The sequence below is a fragment of the Lysinibacillus pakistanensis genome, from assembly GCF_030123245.1.
In the GTDB taxonomy this organism is placed as follows: domain Bacteria; phylum Bacillota; class Bacilli; order Bacillales_A; family Planococcaceae; genus Lysinibacillus; species Lysinibacillus pakistanensis.
On the sequence record NZ_CP126101.1, the window covers coordinates 3,173,217 to 3,191,995 of the forward strand.

General features: G+C 37.2%; 20 protein-coding genes and 1 pseudogene. 8 read left to right on the forward strand and 13 right to left on the reverse strand.

The window, feature by feature from the left end:
- Window positions 1-233 precede the first annotated feature (233 nt).
- Window positions 234-941 carry a hypothetical protein gene (locus tag QNH24_RS15750; protein WP_283934512.1) on the forward strand — a complete coding sequence of 236 codons (708 nt, stop codon included), beginning with the start codon at window positions 234-236 and terminating at the stop codon, window positions 939-941.
- Between the two features lie 60 nt (window positions 942-1,001).
- Here QNH24_RS15750 and QNH24_RS15755 read toward each other — a convergent pair whose 3' ends face one another.
- Together QNH24_RS15755 and QNH24_RS15760 are read right to left on the reverse strand one after the other, a co-directional pair.
- On the reverse strand, window positions 1,002-1,442 hold the full coding sequence (locus QNH24_RS15755; protein WP_283868515.1) for a GNAT family N-acetyltransferase: 441 nt from the start codon (window positions 1,440-1,442) through the stop codon (window positions 1,002-1,004).
- A 116-nt stretch (window positions 1,443-1,558) separates the two neighbouring features.
- Window positions 1,559-2,656: a glycosyltransferase family 4 protein gene (locus QNH24_RS15760; protein WP_283868516.1), complete on the reverse strand. Its 1,098-nt coding sequence runs from the start codon at window positions 2,654-2,656 to the stop codon at window positions 1,559-1,561.
- A 259-nt stretch (window positions 2,657-2,915) separates the two neighbouring features.
- On the opposite strand from QNH24_RS15760, the gene QNH24_RS15765 reads away from it, so the two are divergent.
- The 3 genes from QNH24_RS15765 to QNH24_RS15775 are packed head-to-tail and all read left to right on the forward strand — an operon-like array spanning window position 2,916 to window position 5,438.
- A complete protein-coding gene (locus tag QNH24_RS15765) occupies window positions 2,916-3,515 on the forward strand; it encodes a glycosyltransferase family 2 protein (RefSeq protein WP_054772184.1) in 600 nt (199 codons plus the stop codon).
- A 43-nt stretch (window positions 3,516-3,558) separates the two neighbouring features.
- The gene (locus tag QNH24_RS15770; RefSeq protein ID WP_283872866.1) at window positions 3,559-4,587 is read left to right on the forward strand and encodes a polysaccharide biosynthesis protein; all 1,029 of its coding nucleotides are present in this window, start codon (window positions 3,559-3,561) and stop codon (window positions 4,585-4,587) included.
- The gene (locus QNH24_RS15775) at window positions 4,584-5,438 is read left to right on the forward strand and encodes an SDR family oxidoreductase (protein ID WP_283868517.1); all 855 of its coding nucleotides are present in this window, start codon (window positions 4,584-4,586) and stop codon (window positions 5,436-5,438) included. The genes QNH24_RS15770 and QNH24_RS15775 overlap by 4 nt, the downstream gene beginning before the upstream one ends.
- 46 nt (window positions 5,439-5,484) lie before the next feature.
- Here the strand turns inward: QNH24_RS15775 and QNH24_RS15780 are convergent, their stop codons facing one another.
- The 3 genes from QNH24_RS15780 to QNH24_RS15790 are packed head-to-tail and all read right to left on the reverse strand — an operon-like array spanning window position 5,485 to window position 8,943.
- On the reverse strand, window positions 5,485-6,240 hold the full coding sequence (locus QNH24_RS15780) for an alpha/beta fold hydrolase (RefSeq protein WP_283868518.1): 756 nt from the start codon (window positions 6,238-6,240) through the stop codon (window positions 5,485-5,487).
- Window positions 6,241-6,257: 17 nt separating this feature from the next.
- Window positions 6,258-7,496: a DNA polymerase IV gene (locus QNH24_RS15785; protein WP_283868519.1), complete on the reverse strand. Its 1,239-nt coding sequence runs from the start codon at window positions 7,494-7,496 to the stop codon at window positions 6,258-6,260.
- 49 nt (window positions 7,497-7,545) lie between these two features.
- Window positions 7,546-8,943, reverse strand: coding sequence for an aminotransferase-like domain-containing protein (locus QNH24_RS15790; protein ID WP_283868520.1), 1,398 nt, complete (start codon window positions 8,941-8,943; stop codon window positions 7,546-7,548).
- Window positions 8,944-9,072: 129 nt separating this feature from the next.
- On the opposite strand from QNH24_RS15790, the gene QNH24_RS15795 reads away from it, so the two are divergent.
- Complete coding sequence (locus QNH24_RS15795) at window positions 9,073-10,236, forward strand: aminotransferase-like domain-containing protein (protein ID WP_283868521.1); 1,164 nt, start codon at window positions 9,073-9,075, stop codon at window positions 10,234-10,236.
- A 51-nt stretch (window positions 10,237-10,287) separates the two neighbouring features.
- Here the strand turns inward: QNH24_RS15795 and QNH24_RS15800 are convergent, their stop codons facing one another.
- Window positions 10,288-10,842, reverse strand: a complete 555-nt coding sequence (locus tag QNH24_RS15800) for a helix-turn-helix domain-containing protein (RefSeq protein WP_283872867.1) — start codon at window positions 10,840-10,842, stop codon at window positions 10,288-10,290.
- A gap of 116 nt (window positions 10,843-10,958) precedes the next feature.
- On the opposite strand from QNH24_RS15800, the gene QNH24_RS15805 reads away from it, so the two are divergent.
- A complete protein-coding gene (locus QNH24_RS15805) occupies window positions 10,959-11,549 on the forward strand; it encodes a LysE family transporter (protein WP_283868522.1) in 591 nt (196 codons plus the stop codon).
- A gap of 55 nt (window positions 11,550-11,604) precedes the next feature.
- On the opposite strand, the gene QNH24_RS15810 is transcribed toward QNH24_RS15805, so the two are convergent.
- Window positions 11,605-11,727, reverse strand: coding sequence for a hypothetical protein (locus QNH24_RS15810; protein ID WP_283868523.1), 123 nt, complete (start codon window positions 11,725-11,727; stop codon window positions 11,605-11,607).
- Window positions 11,728-12,238: 511 nt separating this feature from the next.
- Here QNH24_RS15810 and QNH24_RS15815 point away from each other — a divergent pair.
- Together QNH24_RS15815 and QNH24_RS15820 are read left to right on the forward strand one after the other, a co-directional pair.
- Complete coding sequence (locus QNH24_RS15815) at window positions 12,239-12,442, forward strand: hypothetical protein (RefSeq protein WP_283868524.1); 204 nt, start codon at window positions 12,239-12,241, stop codon at window positions 12,440-12,442.
- An 85-nt stretch (window positions 12,443-12,527) separates the two neighbouring features.
- Window positions 12,528-12,869 (forward strand): annotated as a pseudogene (locus tag QNH24_RS15820) (transposase); the annotation flags it as partial.
- 108 nt (window positions 12,870-12,977) lie between these two features.
- Here QNH24_RS15820 and QNH24_RS15825 read toward each other — a convergent pair.
- The 6 genes from QNH24_RS15825 to bioD form a co-directional block, all read right to left on the reverse strand.
- Window positions 12,978-13,703 (reverse strand): hypothetical protein, encoded by a 726-nt coding sequence (locus QNH24_RS15825; RefSeq protein ID WP_283868525.1) that lies wholly within the window; start codon window positions 13,701-13,703, stop codon window positions 12,978-12,980.
- 131 nt (window positions 13,704-13,834) lie between these two features.
- A complete protein-coding gene (locus tag QNH24_RS15830) occupies window positions 13,835-14,314 on the reverse strand; it encodes a PH domain-containing protein (protein ID WP_283868526.1) in 480 nt (159 codons plus the stop codon).
- Window positions 14,315-15,042: 728 nt separating this feature from the next.
- Window positions 15,043-16,038 (reverse strand): biotin synthase BioB, encoded by a 996-nt coding sequence (gene bioB, locus QNH24_RS15835; RefSeq protein WP_283868527.1) that lies wholly within the window; start codon window positions 16,036-16,038, stop codon window positions 15,043-15,045.
- On the reverse strand, window positions 16,038-16,628 hold the full coding sequence (locus QNH24_RS15840) for a biotin transporter BioY (RefSeq protein ID WP_283868528.1): 591 nt from the start codon (window positions 16,626-16,628) through the stop codon (window positions 16,038-16,040). Before QNH24_RS15840 ends, bioB begins: the two co-directional genes overlap by 1 nt.
- Window positions 16,592-17,998: an adenosylmethionine--8-amino-7-oxononanoate transaminase gene (gene bioA / locus QNH24_RS15845; RefSeq protein WP_283872868.1), complete on the reverse strand. Its 1,407-nt coding sequence runs from the start codon at window positions 17,996-17,998 to the stop codon at window positions 16,592-16,594. The genes QNH24_RS15840 and bioA overlap by 37 nt, the downstream gene beginning before the upstream one ends.
- Complete coding sequence (gene bioD / locus QNH24_RS15850) at window positions 17,979-18,683, reverse strand: dethiobiotin synthase (protein WP_283868529.1); 705 nt, start codon at window positions 18,681-18,683, stop codon at window positions 17,979-17,981. The genes bioA and bioD overlap by 20 nt, the downstream gene beginning before the upstream one ends.
- Window positions 18,684-18,779: the final 96 nt, after the last annotated feature.

Sequence of the window (18,779 nt, forward strand, 5' to 3'; positions counted from 1 at the left end):
CTTTGCTTTGGTACCCTAGCTTTTTCTTGGGGGATGTTAGCTCTTTGGCGTCTACCTGAGCAAGTCTTAAGGGAAGACGAGCTCTTTGGTATCTCACCTGCGCGTGTTTTGAGGGAGCCGAGCTCTTTGGCTTTTCACCTAAGCGAGTATTAGGCGAAGACGAGCTCTTTGGCTTTTCATCTGAGCGAGGTTTGAGGGGAGCTAGGCTCTTTGCCTTCTCACCTGAGCGTATTTTGAAGGAAGCTGAGCTCTTTGACTTCTCACCCGAGCGAATTTTGAAGGAAGCCGAGCTCTTTGACTTCTCACCCGAGCGAATTTTGAAGGAAGACGAGCTCTTTAGCTTCTCACCTGAGCGTATTTTGAGAGAAGCCAAGCTCTTTAGCTTTCTACCTGAGCGTATTTTGAGAGAAGCCGAGCTCTTTGACTTCTCACCTGAGCGTATTTTGAGAGAAGCTGAGCTCTTTGGCTTTTCACCTGAGCGTATTTTGAGAGAAGCCGAGCTCTTTGGCTTTTCACCTGAGCGTATTTTGAAGGAAGACGAGCTCTTTGACTTTTCACCTGAGCGTATTTTGAGAGAAGCCGAGCTCTTTGGCTTTTCACCTGAGCGTATTTTGAAGGAAGCCGAGCTCTTTGGCTTTTCACCTGAGCGTATTTTGAGGGAAGCCGAGCTCTTTGGCTTTTCACCTGAGCGTATTTTGAGAGAAGCTGAGCTCTTTGACTTTTCACCTGAGCGTATTTTGAGGGAAGCCGAGCTCTTTAGCTTCTCACCTGAGCGAATTTTGAGAGAAGCCGAGCTCTTTGCCTTCTCACCTGAGCGAATTTTGAGAGAAGCCGAGCTCTTTGACTTCTCACCCGAGCGAATTTTGAAGGAAGCCGAGCTCTTTTCCTCCTCACCCAAGCGTGGCTTGAGAAAAGCTGAGCTTTCTTCTCTCCGATCTTAGCGTTTTTCTTATACTTAAATAAAAGCATCTTCGTCCGTAACATGACGAGATGCTTTTTTCTTAATCAAAATACTTTACGTAATTACAATATTGATCTTGTTTCATATGAAGATTTTCGTATAGCTTCCGTGCATTAATATTATCAGCGGCTGTTTGAAGTGTGACATAACGAGCGGATTGCTGCTCACAATATTGAAATACCTTTTGCATTAATGCTGTGCCCACCCCTTGGCCTCTTGCATCTTCCTTCACATATATATCATTTAAAATATATGCACGCTGTAAAGCAATGGAAGAAAAAGTAGGATATAATTGCGTAAATCCAACCGCCTTGTCATTCTCTACAGCCATAAAAATAACGGATTCCTTTAAGGCCATTCGTAATTGTAAAAATGCCTTTGCACTGCTTTGATCTGATTCAATCCCATAGAATTGGCGGTATTCATTAAAAAGCATTGCTACCTCTTCTAATTCATTCATAGTTGCTTGAAATATGTCCATGCTACTCTCCCCTTATGTCTACCCATGATTGTCAAAAAATATGAATCTAGCTCTCATTATAAAGGAAATAATGGGATAAAGAAAAGAATTCTCCACTAATTCGAGCAAGTCTCACATTAAAGGGGCTTTTCCTGTAAATATTCAGCAACCTTTTTCACTATATGCTTCCAATTTAATTCTGTTCTTGCAAACGCTTGGAGCTGCTCACATGTATCTGCTAGTAATTGCTCCTGCTTTGTTACTTGCTTTAATGTTTGTGCTACACTTTCCCAATCATGTGTTGGGTGAATCGTACCAAATCGTTGATGATGGGTAATATCAGCGGCACCATCAACATCGGTCGTCACGATGTAACAGCCGTTTTTGGCTGCCTCTGCAAACACATGTGCATAGCACTCCACGAGAGAGGTTAAACAAAATATTTTAGCGCGCCTGTACTCCACTTCTAATTGTTCTTTATTATAAATAGGTCCTACCATAATTACTTTACTTCCTATTGGGCTTCCATCCGTAAGATTTCGTATTTCCTGCTTAAAATCCTCTGACATCGGACCCACTAAGCGCAGCTCCCAATCTGAGAGTTGTGCGGCTAAAAATGCTTTAACGGCTAACAAAGTCTGTTTCTCAGGAGCATCCAATCGACCTACCATCAGTATCCTATTTCTCTTCTCGGTAAACAAAACAGGCTCTGTTTGGAACAACTCATAATAACCATTTGTTACATGCTTAATATCCAAATTCAAAAACTCAATGATAGATTTTTGAATGGCTTCACATTCCGAGGAAAGAACATCGCAAAGCTGTAGCAATTCTGGAAAATATGGATAGGTTTTTAATCGATTTAGCCAAAAACGATTCACATCTAATTTCATGTAAATCTTGCCATTTGGATGACAATTTTTATAGGTTTTTAAGATGGATAAATAAGAAGGATACGGACCTATAGCAAAAACAATATCAATTTCCTCGGCATGCTCCTTTAAATAGTTATTCATATTTGCCACATAATCATCTTCAAAAGGAATGTGCTGAAAGGTTACAGCTGGAAAGGTCTCTTTCAACAAGGCTTCATTTATTTCAGTCGTTAAAATTGTAACATCATAGCCTAAGTATTCCCCTAATAAAATTGGAACAAGACAAAGATCTTTGAAAATATGTGCATCGGAAAGCTTGTAGGATTCCACGCTACAAATAAAAGCAATTTTTTTCGACATACTATCCCCCTTAAATGGCGTGCTCTCCCTACTTTATGAACTAGTCATTATGAATGTGAACAGATTAGTAGGCTCAGGAAAAATGAATAACATCGCCTCTAGCAAATAGGCAACTCCTTTTTGTATTCTCTCTCTTATTAAAGTAAGCAATTGCCTATGAAGTAACTCTCTACAATGCATATTGTAATAAAGAATCCTTTACAATAGCATCCTTGCAAAAAGCCAGCAAAGTACAAATCCAAAAGAATTGAGGGTTTCCATGAAAATTAGCTTCTTATCCCCTGCCTATAATAGTGCGGAGTGGATTGTAACAATGCTTGACAGTATTCCAAAAGAATATGCCTATGAAATTATCGTTTGTGATGACGGCTCTACGGATCATACTTTAGCACTATTAAAAGACTATCAAAAAGGCTGTCCTGCCTTAAAAATTATTGCCCACCCACGTAATCTAGGAGCTAGTGTAGCTTACAACCGCTGTATTGAAGAGGCTACAGGCGATTATATTGCCATCATCGATAGTGATGATCATTATTTGCCCGCTATACGTAATGTGTTAGCACAGGTAGATGGTCAATATGATATTTATTATTACAACATGCTAACAAAGGCTGGTTATGCATTTATAAAAGATGACTCCAATCGTTATACATTACCTGGACAATTTAAAATTATTCGAAGAAGTTTAATAGGAGATGCGAAATTTACTATAAGAAAAGATATTGCTGGGGATTGGGATTTTAATTGTGCCTTAATGGATAAAAACCCCACTAGTAAATATACAAATGAATTAGCCTATTGGTATAACTTTCCGAGAGAAAATTCTGAATATGATTTACACCGAAGAGGCTTAAAATAACAGCATTTTCAAAATTGATTGAGGAGGTGTGACAGTCAAAACAATGTTTAAAGATAAAATTTTGCTAATCACCGGGGGCACTGGCTCTTTTGGCAATGCGGTATTAAAAAAGTTTTTAAATACCGACATTCAAGAAATTCGTATTTTCTCTAGAGATGAGAAAAAACAAGATGATATGCGTAAGCTCTATCAGCATCCTAATCTTAAATTTTTTATTGGGGATGTACGAGATATTCAAAGCATCCATAATGCAATGTATAATGTCGATTATGTTTTTCATGCCGCTGCTCTTAAGCAAGTTCCTTCCTGCGAATTCTTTCCTTTAGAGGCTGTGAAAACAAATATTCTAGGAACAGATAATGTATTAACCGCTGCTATTCAAGCTGGTGTACAAAAAATTATTTGCTTATCTACGGATAAAGCTGCCTATCCTGTTAATGCGATGGGCATTTCCAAGGCGATGATGGAAAAAACCTTAATTGCTAAATCAAGAATGGTTCATCAAGATCAAACATTGATCTGCGGTACACGATATGGCAATGTCATGGCTTCACGAGGCTCTGTCATTCCTTTATTTATCGAACAAATTAAATCTGGTAAGCCTTTAACCATTACAGACCCAAAAATGACGCGCTTTATGATGACCCTTGATGAAGCGGTAGAATTAGTTTTATACGCCTACCATCATGCTGAGAACGGAGATATTATGGTACAAAAATCTCCAGCAGCCTATATCGAGAATTTAGCTCAAGCGTTACTAGAAATTTTCCAAGCTCAGAATAGCATACAAACAATTGGAACACGACATGGAGAAAAGCTGTATGAGGTGTTATTAACAAAGGAAGAGGCCGCAAAAGCCATCGATATGGGCAATTTTTATAGAATCCCTGCCGATAATCGCGATTTAAATTATGGAAAGTATTTAGAAGAAGGCTCGCCGAAAATAACATTATCGAATGAGTACAACTCTAATAATACAAAAATACTGACAGTAGCTGAAATAAAAGAAAAGTTACTAAAGCTCACTCTTCTGCAAGAAGAACTACAACATTGGACGGGAGGAAAGCCTTGAAATATTTAGTGCTTGGTGCTACTGGAATGGCAGGTCACATCATTTCCATCTATTTGAGTGAGCAAGGGCATGATGTGACAACCTATTCTAGAACTGCCTTTTCATATGGAAGAAATAGAACCGGGGATATAACAGATCCTATTTTTTTATGTTCACTTTTACTAGATGATACCTATGATGTTGTCATCAATTGTATTGGTATGCTTAATAATGCCTGTGAGATGAATCAGAAGGAAAGTATCTATGTCAATAGCTATTTACCACATGCCATTGTTTCCTTATTGGAAAATCGTCAAACGAAGCTTATTCATCTAAGCACGGATTGCGTATTCTCAGGAAAGGCGCCTCCCTATCAGGAAAATAGCCTGCGTGATGGGGAAACCTTTTATGATCGTACAAAGGGATTAGGAGAAATCGAAAATCCAAAACACTTAACATTGCGTAATTCTATTATTGGACCCGATATGAAGGTGGATGGTATTGGCCTCTTCAACTGGTTTATGAAACAGCAAAACATGATGAACGGCTATACTGGCGCGATTTGGACGGGAGTTACTACTCTTGCTCTAGCAAAGGCGATAGAGCGTGCACCATCTGAAGGAATAACAGGCATCTATCACCTCGTTAACAATCAGAGTATTTCAAAGTACGATCTTTTGCAGCTATTCAATAAACACTTTAAGGACAATCAGGCAACCATCCATGCATGTCAACTTCTGAACGTCGATAAAACGCTTATTAATACTCGAAACGATTTTTCATTTGTTGTCCCTAGCTATGAGGAGATGGTCATTGAAATGAAGCACTGGGTAGAAGCGCATAAGGATTTATACCCTCACTATTTTAACTAATGAAAACTTTACTGAATCTACTAGCTTTAAGTTATGTAGGTTCTTTTTAATGAATAATTTTTCCTTCTGGCAGATGCCCCTCCTTCATCCAATTCTCAACAAAATGGTTAAAGAATGTAGGATTTGCGAAAGATATACCATGGCCAATATTAGATAGCACAACACCCTTACAATTGGGATTACGATTAACTAGCAGTCTAGCAGATTTTTTCATGATTCCCTTTTCCCTTTCACCAACGGTCACCAAAATCTGGCAGCTAGCTTGAGAAAAGTTGTCAGGGATTGCAAAGGACATATTTTCTTGCAGAATATTCGTAAGTGTTTCTATTTTTATTTTTAAACTATCTTGATAATACTGCTGAAAATATTCTTGATTTATATACAATGCTTTAGCTTGTAGCTTTGCGAATGATTTATTTTTTATGAGAGGAAAAGATAATGTAATGAATGGTCCTATCAGCTTTTTTGTAATTGGAGAAGGTATAACTAAAGCACTGTTAATAATCGCATTATCTATCAATTGAGCATTTAAACTTAGCATTTTTACAATAATTTGTGCACCTAAAGAAAAGCCGATCACTGTGACATGTTTACCATGTGCTTTTTCTTCTATTATTTTTAGAAGTTTCCTGGCACACTCTTCAATTGAAAAATGCATATCGTCATCTATTAATTCTGGCACAACACAGTGAAATTTGGAAAAATGTTGGATTTGTTTATCCCACATCCATCCCCCAACGCCACCACCATGAATAAACATCACAAAAGTGGTATGTTCACTACCATATTCTTGATAATCCATAACCCAATCCCCCAATACTACTCATGATCATCTAAAAAATCTTTACTAAAGCTCGTTTGTGATTGATAGTTTGAGCGTTTGCCGATATCAACCCCTCGCTTAATAATGCCCTTCCCAAAGCGTGCTTCGATTTCATCAACAATTTTTATTATAGGTTCGTCCTTGATATGCTCTTCAAAATTGAAAATAGAAAGCTGCTGTGAAAAATCTTTACGATCCACAACATTTGACACTGTCACGCCTAATAATCTAACAGGTGCCTCATCCCAATGCTTATCAAAGAGTTCACAGGCAACTTGGTAAATTTCTTCAAAGCGATAAATAGCATTGGATACCGTTTTTGAGCGTGTATGATTATGCCAATCTGCATCACGGATTTGTATGCTTACTGTTGAACCCGCCAGACGTTTGGCATCTAATCGTTCCGCAACCTTTTGACAAAGTCCATCAATTGTTTTATGTAGAATCCGAATGTCTACTACATCCTCTGGTAAGGTTGTGGAGTTCCCAACACTTTTTGTATCAAAAATGGCATCTGGATCTACCATTCTTGAATCCTCCCCATTCGCCCTAGCATGGAGACGTACACCATTCTTTCCTAAAATCTGCTTTATCGTATATTCCTCAGCTTTAGCTAAATCGCCAATTGTAAAAATACTGTGTGCATTTAATTTTTTGGCTGTACTAGTCCCAATGCCATGCATAGTAACAACATCAAAAGGCCAAAGAATTTGCTCAATATCTCGGATTCGTAATACAGTAATGCCCATTGGTTTTTTCATATCAGAGGCTGTTTTTGCCAAAAATTTATTTGGTGCAATACCAATAGAGCATGGTAAATCAAGCTCTGCATGTATTTGATCTTGTATTTCCTGGGCAATATTAAGTGCATGTCGCTCCTTACTTAATTCAGTAACATCCATATACCCCTCATCAATAGAAACAGGCTCCACTAAATCGGTATAGCTACGTAGTATGGTAAACATCTGCTTGGATGCTTCACGATACTTTTGAAAATCTGGTGGTAATAACAATAATTCGGGACATTTTCTCAATGCCTCATGAACTGTCATTGTTGTGTAAATCCCGAGAGCCCTTGCCTCATACGAGCAAGTGACAAGAATACCGCGGCGTTCTTTTGGGTTCCCAGCAATCGCTATAGGCTTACCCTTTAAGCTTGGGTTATGTGCCTGTTCAACTGAAGCATAAAAACTATTCATATCTACATGAAAAATAATACGCCCTTTATGCGTCATCCCTATCACCACTTTTCCTTACATAGCCCTATTATAAGCCTTCTTTTCTTTAATCAACAAATGTATAATCTCCATTGCTTTCAAGTAAATCCTTCAAAATAATGAGTGCCTGTTCAAGCTGATTCTCCGGTGCAGTAATGGCTAGTCGAACTGCGTTGATCGGTTTCGCATTTCCCACTGCAAAACGCTCTGCAGCATACACCTGTACACCAGCCTTTGCTGCAAGCAATTCAAACTGTACACCTGTAAATTTATCAGGAAGTATAAGCCATCTGAAAATACATGCTTCATCCCCTAAAATATTGTAATTACCTAGGTATTGATTAACCAATGCATTTTGTTGCTTTGCATACAACTTGTGTTTTTCTAAAATCGTTTCTGCTACACCATCATGAATCAATCTTGTGGCAAGCTCTAGCATCATTGGTGATATCGAAATATTGATATTATAAAGCGTCTCCATTATTCTTTTTCGCAGTGCTGAAGGTGTAATGATATACGATAATCGTAATCCAGGTGATATGGTTTTAGACAAGCTGGCAATATAAATAACTTTTTCTGGTGCATAGGAAGCTATCGGTGCAAGAGGCTGCTCCTTCAAAAAGCTATAGATGGCATCCTCAATAATAATTAAACCTGTATCCCTTGCTACTTCTGCAATCATTCTCCTTGTTTCTAAAGACATTGTGTGAGTAGTTGGGTTGTGAAAATCCGGAATTACATACAAACCTTTAATATGCTCATTTTTACAGGCATATAATAGCCCCTCTCTGGTCATTTCACCATCCTTTTGCTGTATTGCTACTAGTTGGATTCCTAACATATTGGCAGCTGTTTTTATCCCAGCATAGGTGATAGGGTCTGTGCCAATTCTATCTCCCGCTTGGAATAAAGCAGCTAATGTTCCGACAATCGCATTTTGTCCCCCAGCCCCAAGCAAAATAGGCTGATCCGTTTGAAAATTGACTTTTTCTAAAAGCTTTAATGCTGCCTCATTTTGCCACACATTTCCTTCAAGACGTCCATATTGAAAGAGTTTATTAAAATTAGAATCATTCATCATTTTTTTCATATAACGAGTAATATCTTCATTTACATAGTTATCTGGCAGAACAGAGCCCATTTCGATCATATGAGGGGAATGGTTAGTGGGTAATAAAATTTTATTGGTTGCGGCATCAGAGGACACAAATGTTCCGCTTCCTATCGAAGCATAGATGAGCCCCTTTTGCCCACAAAGTTTAAAAGCTCTTGTGATTGTACTTAAATTAACATCTAAAAAGTCAGCTAATTCCCGTTGCGGGGGCAGCTTTGTCCCAGGTAAGAGCTTCCCGTCCTTTATATCTTGTTCAAGCTGTTCAGCTATGGCTATATATAATGGAGCTGAAATATTGCTAATATTTGGTCTCCAGCTCATTGGATACTCTTCAAATGAATTTACTGGCATTCTCTATGCTCCTTTTCTCGTCATTTTTGCATACAATATTTTAATTGTCTTGCATACAATGATAATATTGTATGCATGTGATTTCAATGCTATAATTTTTAAAAAATCAGAAAAAAGGAACGATTAATTATGCAATATTCAGAAAGAATCTTAAAAACACCTTCTTCATTCATCCGCAATATCTTGAAAGTAACAGATGCAGAGGACGTTATTTCCTTTGCAGGGGGTCTTCCTAACCCCATCTCTTTCCCAATCGATGCGTTAAGAGCATCTGTCGATCATGCCATCACAGAAAATGGTAGCCGACTATTCCAATATTCTTCAACACAGGGATATGCACCATTACGTGAGTACATTGCTGCAAAATACCAACGTCTACATGGATTAGATGTTCACGCTGATGATGTCTTTATTACTACAGGTTCACAGCAAGCTCTTGAATTAATTGGAAAGGTACTAATTAACAAAGGAGACGGCATCGTTATTGAAGAGCCTGGTTATTTAGGTGCCATTCAAGCCTTTACATTAAGTGAGCCAACATTTTATGGTGTAACACTCGAAAATGATGGTCTAAATTTAGAAGAGCTAGAGAAAGCCCTACAACAGCCAAATGTAAAATTTATTTATACAGTTCCAAATTTCCAAAATCCAACAGGGCTAACGTATTCTAAAGAAAAACGTCAGCAGATTTGCGACATCATCGCAAAATATGATGTGGCGTTAATTGAGGATGATCCATATGGAGAATTGCGCTTTCAGGGCGAGCCACTGCCATACATCGGTGCAGGCAAATTAGAGAACAGCATTTTACTTGGTTCTTTCTCTAAAACGATTACGCCAGGAATGCGTCTAGGCTTTATCATTACAAAGAATAAAGAGCTCATGCAACATATTGAAACAGCAAAGCAAGCAACTGATCTACACACAAATATTTTTGCTCAATATGTAATTTATGACTATCTAGCAAACAATGATTATACTGAGCATGTTCAGAAAATTATAACATTATATAAAAATCAAGCTGAAGCAATGCTAGATGCGATGCAAGAGTTCTTCCCGGCACATGTGGAGTATACAAGACCTGAGGGTGGTATGTTTATTTGGGCTACGATGAACAATGGTGCATCAGCTCTTGATGTCTTCCACAAAGCAATGGAGCAAAAAGTAGCATTTGTCCCTGGCGACCCATTCTATACAGCAAAAACGGGAGTAAGTACAATGCGTCTTAATTATACAAATGCAACCCCTGAAATTATTCGTGAAGGCATTAAACGATTAGGTAGCATTTTATAATCTACATCAAAGAAACCGTATGAGCTTTTTAGATTCGCTCATACGGTTTGTTTATATAGGATAATAGATTGTCATACTTAACCGTGTTAAGGACTGGCCCGCATTAAAATAGATGTGCGGCCGATCTGCTTTAAATCGAATAGAGTCACCAGCTTTTATGGTGTATTGCTTGTCATTGATCGTCAATGCTAGTTCCCCATCAAAAACCGTGATAAATTCTTCTGTCCCATCTCGATGTGCCTCGGCAATTAACTTTCCTTGATGGTCAATCTCCACAGTATAAATTTCGAAGCGATTCTCCTCCTGAAAAGAAAAATAAGGATAAACCCTATACCTTCCATTATCCTCCGTTAATACTTGAACATCCTCTAATAAAATTACCTCTGTTTCAGGTTGTGGTTGATTAATGAGCGTCGTAAATGAAACCTTTAGACCATTTGCAATCTTCCAAATGGTTGTGAGCGTTGGGCTCGATTCCCCTCGTTCAATTTGCCCTATCATGGTCTTACTTACTCCACAAAGCTGTGAAACTTTCTCTAGGCTTAGCTTTTCCTTCTCTCGAATAGCTTTTAAATTTTTTGCAAACACAAGATGAATTTCTTCTATCTTTCAACACCCCTTTTGTATGTACAATATAACGTACATTTTGTATAATAAAAAGCACGAACGTTATATTGTTTATTTCGAACATTATAACATACTATCAAAAAGGAGGGACTACAGTGCCATTATTTTCTTTTTTAACTTTCGTTGTCATTACAAGTTTTACCCCAGGTCCTAATAACTTTATGGCCATGCTATTTGCCAATAAACAAGGTTTTACAAAAACGATTCCCTTTTCTCTCGGAGTCGGTGCAGGCTTTTTTATGCTGATTGGTTTATGTAGCTTTTTTAATATTGCCCTGACAAATATTATGCCCTTTATAAAGTTACCCTTGACCCTATTTGGGGTTGGCTATATGTTGTATTTAGCCTTTAAAATAGTAAAAAGCAAAGCCAGTGATCTTGAAAAAGAAGAAGGCAACAACAATCATTTATTTTTAGTAGGTATTTTATTACAATTTATAAATCCTAAAGGGATATTGTTTGGCATTACTGTAGTAGCAACCTATATCCTCCCTTATTATTCTTCATATTTTAGCTTTTTTCTTTTCGCTGTATTTTTAGGAATCGTTGGCATCCTCAGTACAAGTAGCTGGGCTCTGTTTGGTTCAGCTTTCCAAAAAATGCTTCATCAATATCGGCAACCTTTTAATATCATCATGGCTCTTTTATTGGTCTATAGTGCGATTTCAATTCTTGTTCAATCATAGCAAAAAACAACCCTTCTCGTACGCTATAGCGTCGAAAAGGGCTGCCGCCTCAAATTTATTTTGTATATGTTAAAACGGCATTTTTTTTGAATTTAGCCAATGCTTGTGTAGCCTCACTTTTGTTTGTGTATTCAAAAATTCGAACATCCTTTTTATCAAATACTGTAATGACCCACATAGAAAATTCTCCCTTCAAACTTGTTTTTTGTATTTAACAATCACCGAACAATGTGATACTTCCTGTAAACTATATTTTATCATTGCCTTACCTGATTCTTATTTTACGCTGATTTTTGTAAAAATAAAGCCTTATGTGAAGCCCTTCACAAACTGTTCAATTTCAAAACGCTTTCATTGAACATTTTGTGAAAAGCCATGTTTTTTAGGCATAAAGTGGAATCTCAATGTGCGACAACACCATACGTTTCATCCTCTACCCAACAGTTCCTACTGCTATTTCGTCTCATATAGAAAAACCGTATAAACGCCTTTTCCACGACAAGTTATAAAAACGGAAGAAAAAAGATCACCCATCACGGTGCTGCACCCCAAAAGTTAGACTTTTTGGCGTAATAACCAAGGTTTTAAATTAAAGATTGTTCAAGAGTATTTAAAAGGTCGCAACTTGGAACAGTAATTTTTTAAAAGAAGGAGTAGAAGGCCTGAAACATGCGAGAGAAAGGCCCTCTATGTCTAAAAAAACAAAAGCTACAGTGACAAAAGCAGAAAAAACAATGTCTCATGAGGGGCAGTTAGAACGTGAAAATGAACTACTTCGTCTAGAGGTTGCGTATTTAAAAAAGTTGAAGGCTTTTCGAGAGAACCCGGATGCCTTCCTCCAAAAGCACAAGCAGCAATCGCCTTTGAACTCAAAGAAGGGGGGTTCCGATTAAAAGACATCTTTAAACAGGTCGGTATTCTAGAAGCAACATATCACTATCACATCAAGCAATAGCAGCTAAAGAGCAGCCAAAAAAATTTAACAAGATAAAATTAGCGATTCGTTCATTAAAAGAAGGTGAGCAGCCATTAATTCATAGCGAGCGAGGCTTTCAATATACATCACACAGATTTAAGCGATTCATCGATAAAGCAAAACTGATACAAAGTATGTCACGTGTAGGTCGATGTATTGATAACGGACCGATTGAAGCATTTTGGGGCACATTGAAATGTGAGAAGTATTATCTACATAAGTACGATTCATATGAAGAGTTAAAAGTAGCGATAGATGACTATATTCATTTCTATAATCACTATCGCTACCAGAAAAGATTAAACGGCTTGAGCCCTTTAGAATTCAGGAATCAAGCCGCTTAATACATTTTTTATTATTTCCACTGTCTACTTGACGGGGTGCAGTTCACATTTTTATGAGCGCCTGGTCTATTTGATTCTTGAACTTTATTTTTTGTTTTATATATCTTATTATTGCTTTTCTAATATTCTTTTTGAATGCTCCATTTCCATATTATATATTTTGCAAAATTCCTCCCTCTTCATTTCTTCTAGAGGGGTTGGATAATACCTCCAAATGCCTCTTGAAGTGCCCATCACACGCTGACCGCCAATATTCAGTTCATATTCTTCTCCATAACCTGTCGTATAAGCAGTTGTAATATTTCCGTATTTGCTATTAAAACCTTTGACCTCATCCAAACCAGACAATATATCGACGAGTGTAAAGTTTATTGGATATGTCGGTTGTTCTTCTTTTGCTTTTTGCAGCTCTTTTTCTGCTTGTTTGTACAAGGCTTTTCGGTCTGGTGAAACATCAGAAATATATTGTGTAGATAAATAGTCTTTCATTCGCTCTATATGATCAGATTGTTCATAGTTGTTTGAATACCTCATCATGGCTTCACGCTGTGCTACGCTTTTGATTTGTTCGAGCATCTCTTCATTTGATAACGTTCGCCCGCCTTTTGTAGGAATCCTACTCCAATCTGGTGCGGAAATGGAACTAAATGCTGAATAGCTCCTTCCTAAAGGATTTTTTACTTCCTTCATCGAATAGCCCCACAAACCCCCTTTACCTGAAGAACGAATAAATTCGTCTGTTTTAGTAGTTGGCGATGTTGTATTTTTTGTCGTATTTCTCTGATGCGCATTTTCAAAAAAATTACTTTGTGTTTGTCCAACTTTCCCTATCATTTTCTAACCACCTTTTTTATCTTTGTGATTTTATCGACAAAAAAGGGAAATATTTGAATTTAAAATAATTACCAAAGCGTTGTTTTAGAAGATTTTTTACTTAGCGTTGTAAATCCAGCATCTTTATGATGCTACCCCATTTTGTGTAAAGCATGCTGGATTTCATCTATCCAACTTTTCCCGCCATATACGACAAAGGTTGTTTCATTATCTTTCACATCGAAGATTTTTACTCTTTGGGAAATAAGGAGATTTAAACCTAGTTCTGCTCGATTTACTTCTTTTAAACTTAGTTCCCAAAATAAATTTGGATTAATATTTAAGGCATGGGCACAAAAGATCAACCGTTGATTTGTTAACAACAAACGGCCACCGTCAGATTTAGTTGCACTGTAATACATGTTTGCTAAACCTGAGCGAATTGGAAATTCATTTGTATTCATTTCAATCTCATGGAAAAAGATTTTTCTATTTGTAAGTTTGAATTCGTTATAATCGTATGTAATCTGTTTTGCTTCTGACGTAATGATGTAACTACCACAGTATTCACAATTAATTTGTTTAGGGTCAAATACTGCAGCACAGTTTGGACAATTGAAAGCTTTAACCATGCTTTATCGCTCCTAATATTTGCTATTATTAAGTATAGTTCGAATTACCAAATATACCAACAATATTAATAAAAAATGCCTAGGCTCAAATTAATTGAGTACCTGGGTTTTGGCGTTACTTTATAAATTTGTCATAGTGACGTTTAAGCAAGTCGTTTTTATGTACTTAGTTTTTTACTCCATATAAACTATACATAATAATACAGAAGGAGAATATTGATGGAATTTCGATTAGAATTATTCGTTGAAGATTTACATTACATTTCATAATAAGACCGAAGTTAGTGCAATTATTAAAATGAAGAATTTTGCTTTATTATTAACATCTGATAACGTTCTTAATGAAAATCATTATTTTAAAAAAGGCGGTTTAAGACCAAAAGGAAAAGGTATTGAAGTAGTGATACTACTAGATAATATCGAACAAACATATCAACGTGTTCTAGATAAACATTATCCAGTTGAATCCAGTCTTGTTTTGTAATCATGAGGTATGAATTACAAAAATGTTTAATCACTTTTAGCAAATGAATTTTATAGAAAAGAGGACTTTGGTAGAATAGGTGCTAAAAACGATAATTGTAAGGCATCAAGAAATTCATTCTTTTTGAATGAAACTTTTAAGCCTTAGTTTTTAGCACCGTCCACGACGACCATACGGTTTATATCCATGCATGCCCATTAAATAATAAATTGTAGTAGTAGATTTTTATTTCATAAGCATGTATTTAGCAGAATACTTCTTCCTGCTTTTTTGTTAATTCAATTTCAAAGCCTAAATCCTCAAGCATACGATAATCGCTATTTGCCTCTTGGCCTGCTGTTGTTAAATAATCTCCTACAAAAATGCTATTTGCCGCATACATTCCCAGTGGCTGAAGGGACCCAAGATTGACTTCACGACCACCAGAAATACGAATTTCCTTTGTTGGATTTATATAACGGAACAATGCTAAAACCTTTAAACAATATCGTGGATTTAATTCCTTTGTCCCTTCCAGCTTTGTGCCGTCTATAGCATTTAAAAAATTGACTGGGATCGAATCAGCATCTAATTGATGTAGGGCACGCGCAATGTTGACGACATCCTCTTTTGTTTCCTTCATTCCAATGATTGCTCCTGAGCAAGGCGAAATTCCATGCTTTTTTGCAATTTCTACCGTATTCACACGATCCTCATAGGTATGCGATGTAGTAATGTATGAGTGATGACGCTCTGATGTATTTAAATTATGATTGTAGCGATCTACCCCCGCCTCTTTTAATTGCTGTGCCTGTTCTTCTTTTAATAAGCCAAGACAGGCACATACTTTTAAGCCATACTTCTCTTTAATTTCAGTGACTGCTTCACTGACAACATTGACATCCTTCCGCGTTGGCCCACGTCCACTTGCCACGATGCAATAGGTGCCAATTTTATTGTCAAATGCTCGTTTTGCACCCTCTAAAATTTCTTCCTTCGTAATAAATGGATATTTTTCAATCGGTGCAGATGATTTAGATGATTGGGAACAATAGCCACAATCCTCTGGACAATAGCCACTTTTCGCGTTCATAATCATATTCAATTTTACTTTTTTCCCATAATAATGCTTACGAATGGCAAATGCACCATCCATTACCTTTAATAGTTCATCATCATCACTATTTAAAATGGCAAGTGCTTCATCATTACTAATCACCTTACCTGCAATTACATCCTCTGCTAACTGTAACCAATTCACTAAACATTCTCCCTTTCTACTTGCATGATTTTCACTGTTCTTACTGACTGAAATACCTTATATAAGCGTTCGGCTAACAGTGCAGACGCTAAAGCTAAGCAAAAATCTGCAACAATACTATTTAAAAAACCAACTACAAATATATGAGACCAGCTCGTTTGCATATGGAGCCAGAAATTCATTGATAAATATAAGTAAGGTACCGCAATCGCATAAATAATAATAAGCCCCACAATATTTGCACCAATAAAATGTTTTTTCGTTGGTGAATCTATTCTTTCAATGATGAATCCTATGATGAATGCTGCTAGTGCAAAGCCGATGAGGTAGCCAAATGTTGGCTGCAATACATAGGTAATGCCTCCGCCCTGTGTAAAAACAGGTAATCCAACTAAACCGACCCCTATGTAAACGAGCTGACTTTGAAATCCATTACGACTACCAAGTAAGCTTCCAGCTAAAAAAACAAAGATAATTTGTAGTGTAAAGGGCACTACTGGTAACGGTATCTTAATAAATGCACCAATTGCCGTTAAAGCTGCAAACATCGCAATCATGACGAGGGACAGTGTTGATTGTCGTTTAAACAATTTATGCCCTCCCACTCCTCAAAAAATTGTACAATCGTTTCTTTTGTTGTATGAATCATAAATCTCATTTCTTCATCAGAAATAATGTAAGGCGGCATAAAATATAATATATTGCCAAGTGGGCGAATCAGTAAGCCCTTTGCTAAAGCACGCTGATAAATTTGATAGCCAATACGCGCCTCATTTGGGAATGGCTCCTTTGTCCGATAATTGGCGACTAGCTCAATGGCACCCACTAACCCTATCTGTCGATACTCTCCAACATAGGGTAATTGATCAAATGCCGCCTGTGCTAACGCTCGCATTCGTTCTCCCTTATTTTGAATCATATCGATAACCTGGTCCTCTTCAAACATTGTCAATACCTCTAGTGCTACACGACAAGCAAGCGGATTTCCAGAATAGCTATGAGAATGTAAAAATGCTTTCATTGTTCCGTAATCATCGTAAAAGGCATTGTAAATGTCATCAGTGGTTATTACCGTGGATAGCGGTAAATAGCCACCTGTTAAACCTTTTGACAAGCACATAAAATCCGGTGCAATCTGTGCTTGCTCACAGGCAAATAATGTACCAGTTCGTCCAAACCCAACTGCAATTTCATCTGCAATTAAGTGTACATCGTAGGCTGTACAAAGCTCTCGTAATTGCTTTAAATAGATTGGCGGATACATTTTCATGCCCGCAGCTGCTTGAATAAGTGGCTCAATAATCACAGCTGTCATTTCTTCATGATGCGCATGAAGCTCTTCTTCAACATACTGAATACATTGAGCATGACAGCTTTCTGGCTTATCTTGAAAAGGACATCTAAAGCAATCTGGCCCTTGTGCACGTAAGGTATCTAATAACAAGGGTTGGTATACTTCGTTATAAAGCCCTACTCCACCAACAGATAAAGCGCCAAGTGTCTCACCATGGTAGGCATCTGTTAAAGCCAAGAAGCGTTTTTTTGCAGTTTTTCCCGTTTGCATATGATATTGAAAGCTCATTTTTAATGCAACCTCTATAGCGGATGAGCCATTGTCTGCAAAAAATACTTTATTCAAACTAACTGGCGTTAAATCTACTAATTTTTCAGCTACTTTAACCGCTGGCTCATGTGTAAAATTCGCAAAAATTGTATGCTCTAATGTAAATGCCTGATCACTTAATACTTGACTTATTCGAGGATTCGCATGTCCAAATAAATTTACCCACCAGGAGGAGACAGCATCTAAATAGCGATGATTATTTTCATCATAGAGCCATACACCTTGTCCTTTTTTAATGACGATTGGTGGAAATTGCTCATAATCCTTCATTTGTGAACAAGGATGCCAAACATGCCTTAAATCTCTTGCCTGCAAATCAGTTAACACTTGTTTCATCATTGACCAACCTTTCAAACAATGAAGTGTGAGAAATGGAATAATCAACAAGCTGCGCAATCTCTTGGATTTGCGGGATAATTGCATATGGCAAATCATGAAACTGTAATATGGTTTTCATAGTATCTTGTTCTATCAAACTCCCTGAATTTCCATTAAATACAATGCCCAGAATATCAATATTACGCGAATGCAAAGCCTCAATCGTTAGTAATGTGTGGTTAATTGTTCCTAGTGTTGTTCGAGAAACAAGAACAACTGGAAGCTTACTTTGCACGATAACATCAAGAAGCGTTATTTTTCTTTGTAAATCTAAAGGCACAAAAAGTCCACCAGCTCCCTCACAAATTACCATATCGTTTGATTGCTGTAGCACCTGTATTTGCTGTAGTAAATAATGCACATTAATTTGCTGTACCTCCAGTTGTGCAGCAAAATGTGGTGAAGCTGCCTCTTTAAACGAATACCCATTCAAACTTTCTGTCCTTAGCACCTGTAATGAATACTTTTCATATACTGTTGTATCGTAGTAATAGGAATGATCATTTTCATGCACTTCACCAGTTTGTACAGGCTTAAAAGGCGTGACGCGAAGGTTCTGTCGCTGAAATTGTCGCATCAGCAATGTGGTGACCGCCGTTTTACCGACATCAGTATCTGTCCCAACAACCCAAAAATGTTGCATCGTTAACCTCCCCCTTTTTAGTTAACCATATATACTTTTTAAGTTAACACATATGTTTTTATTTTGTAAATGCTATTTCAATAATTTTTCCAAAAA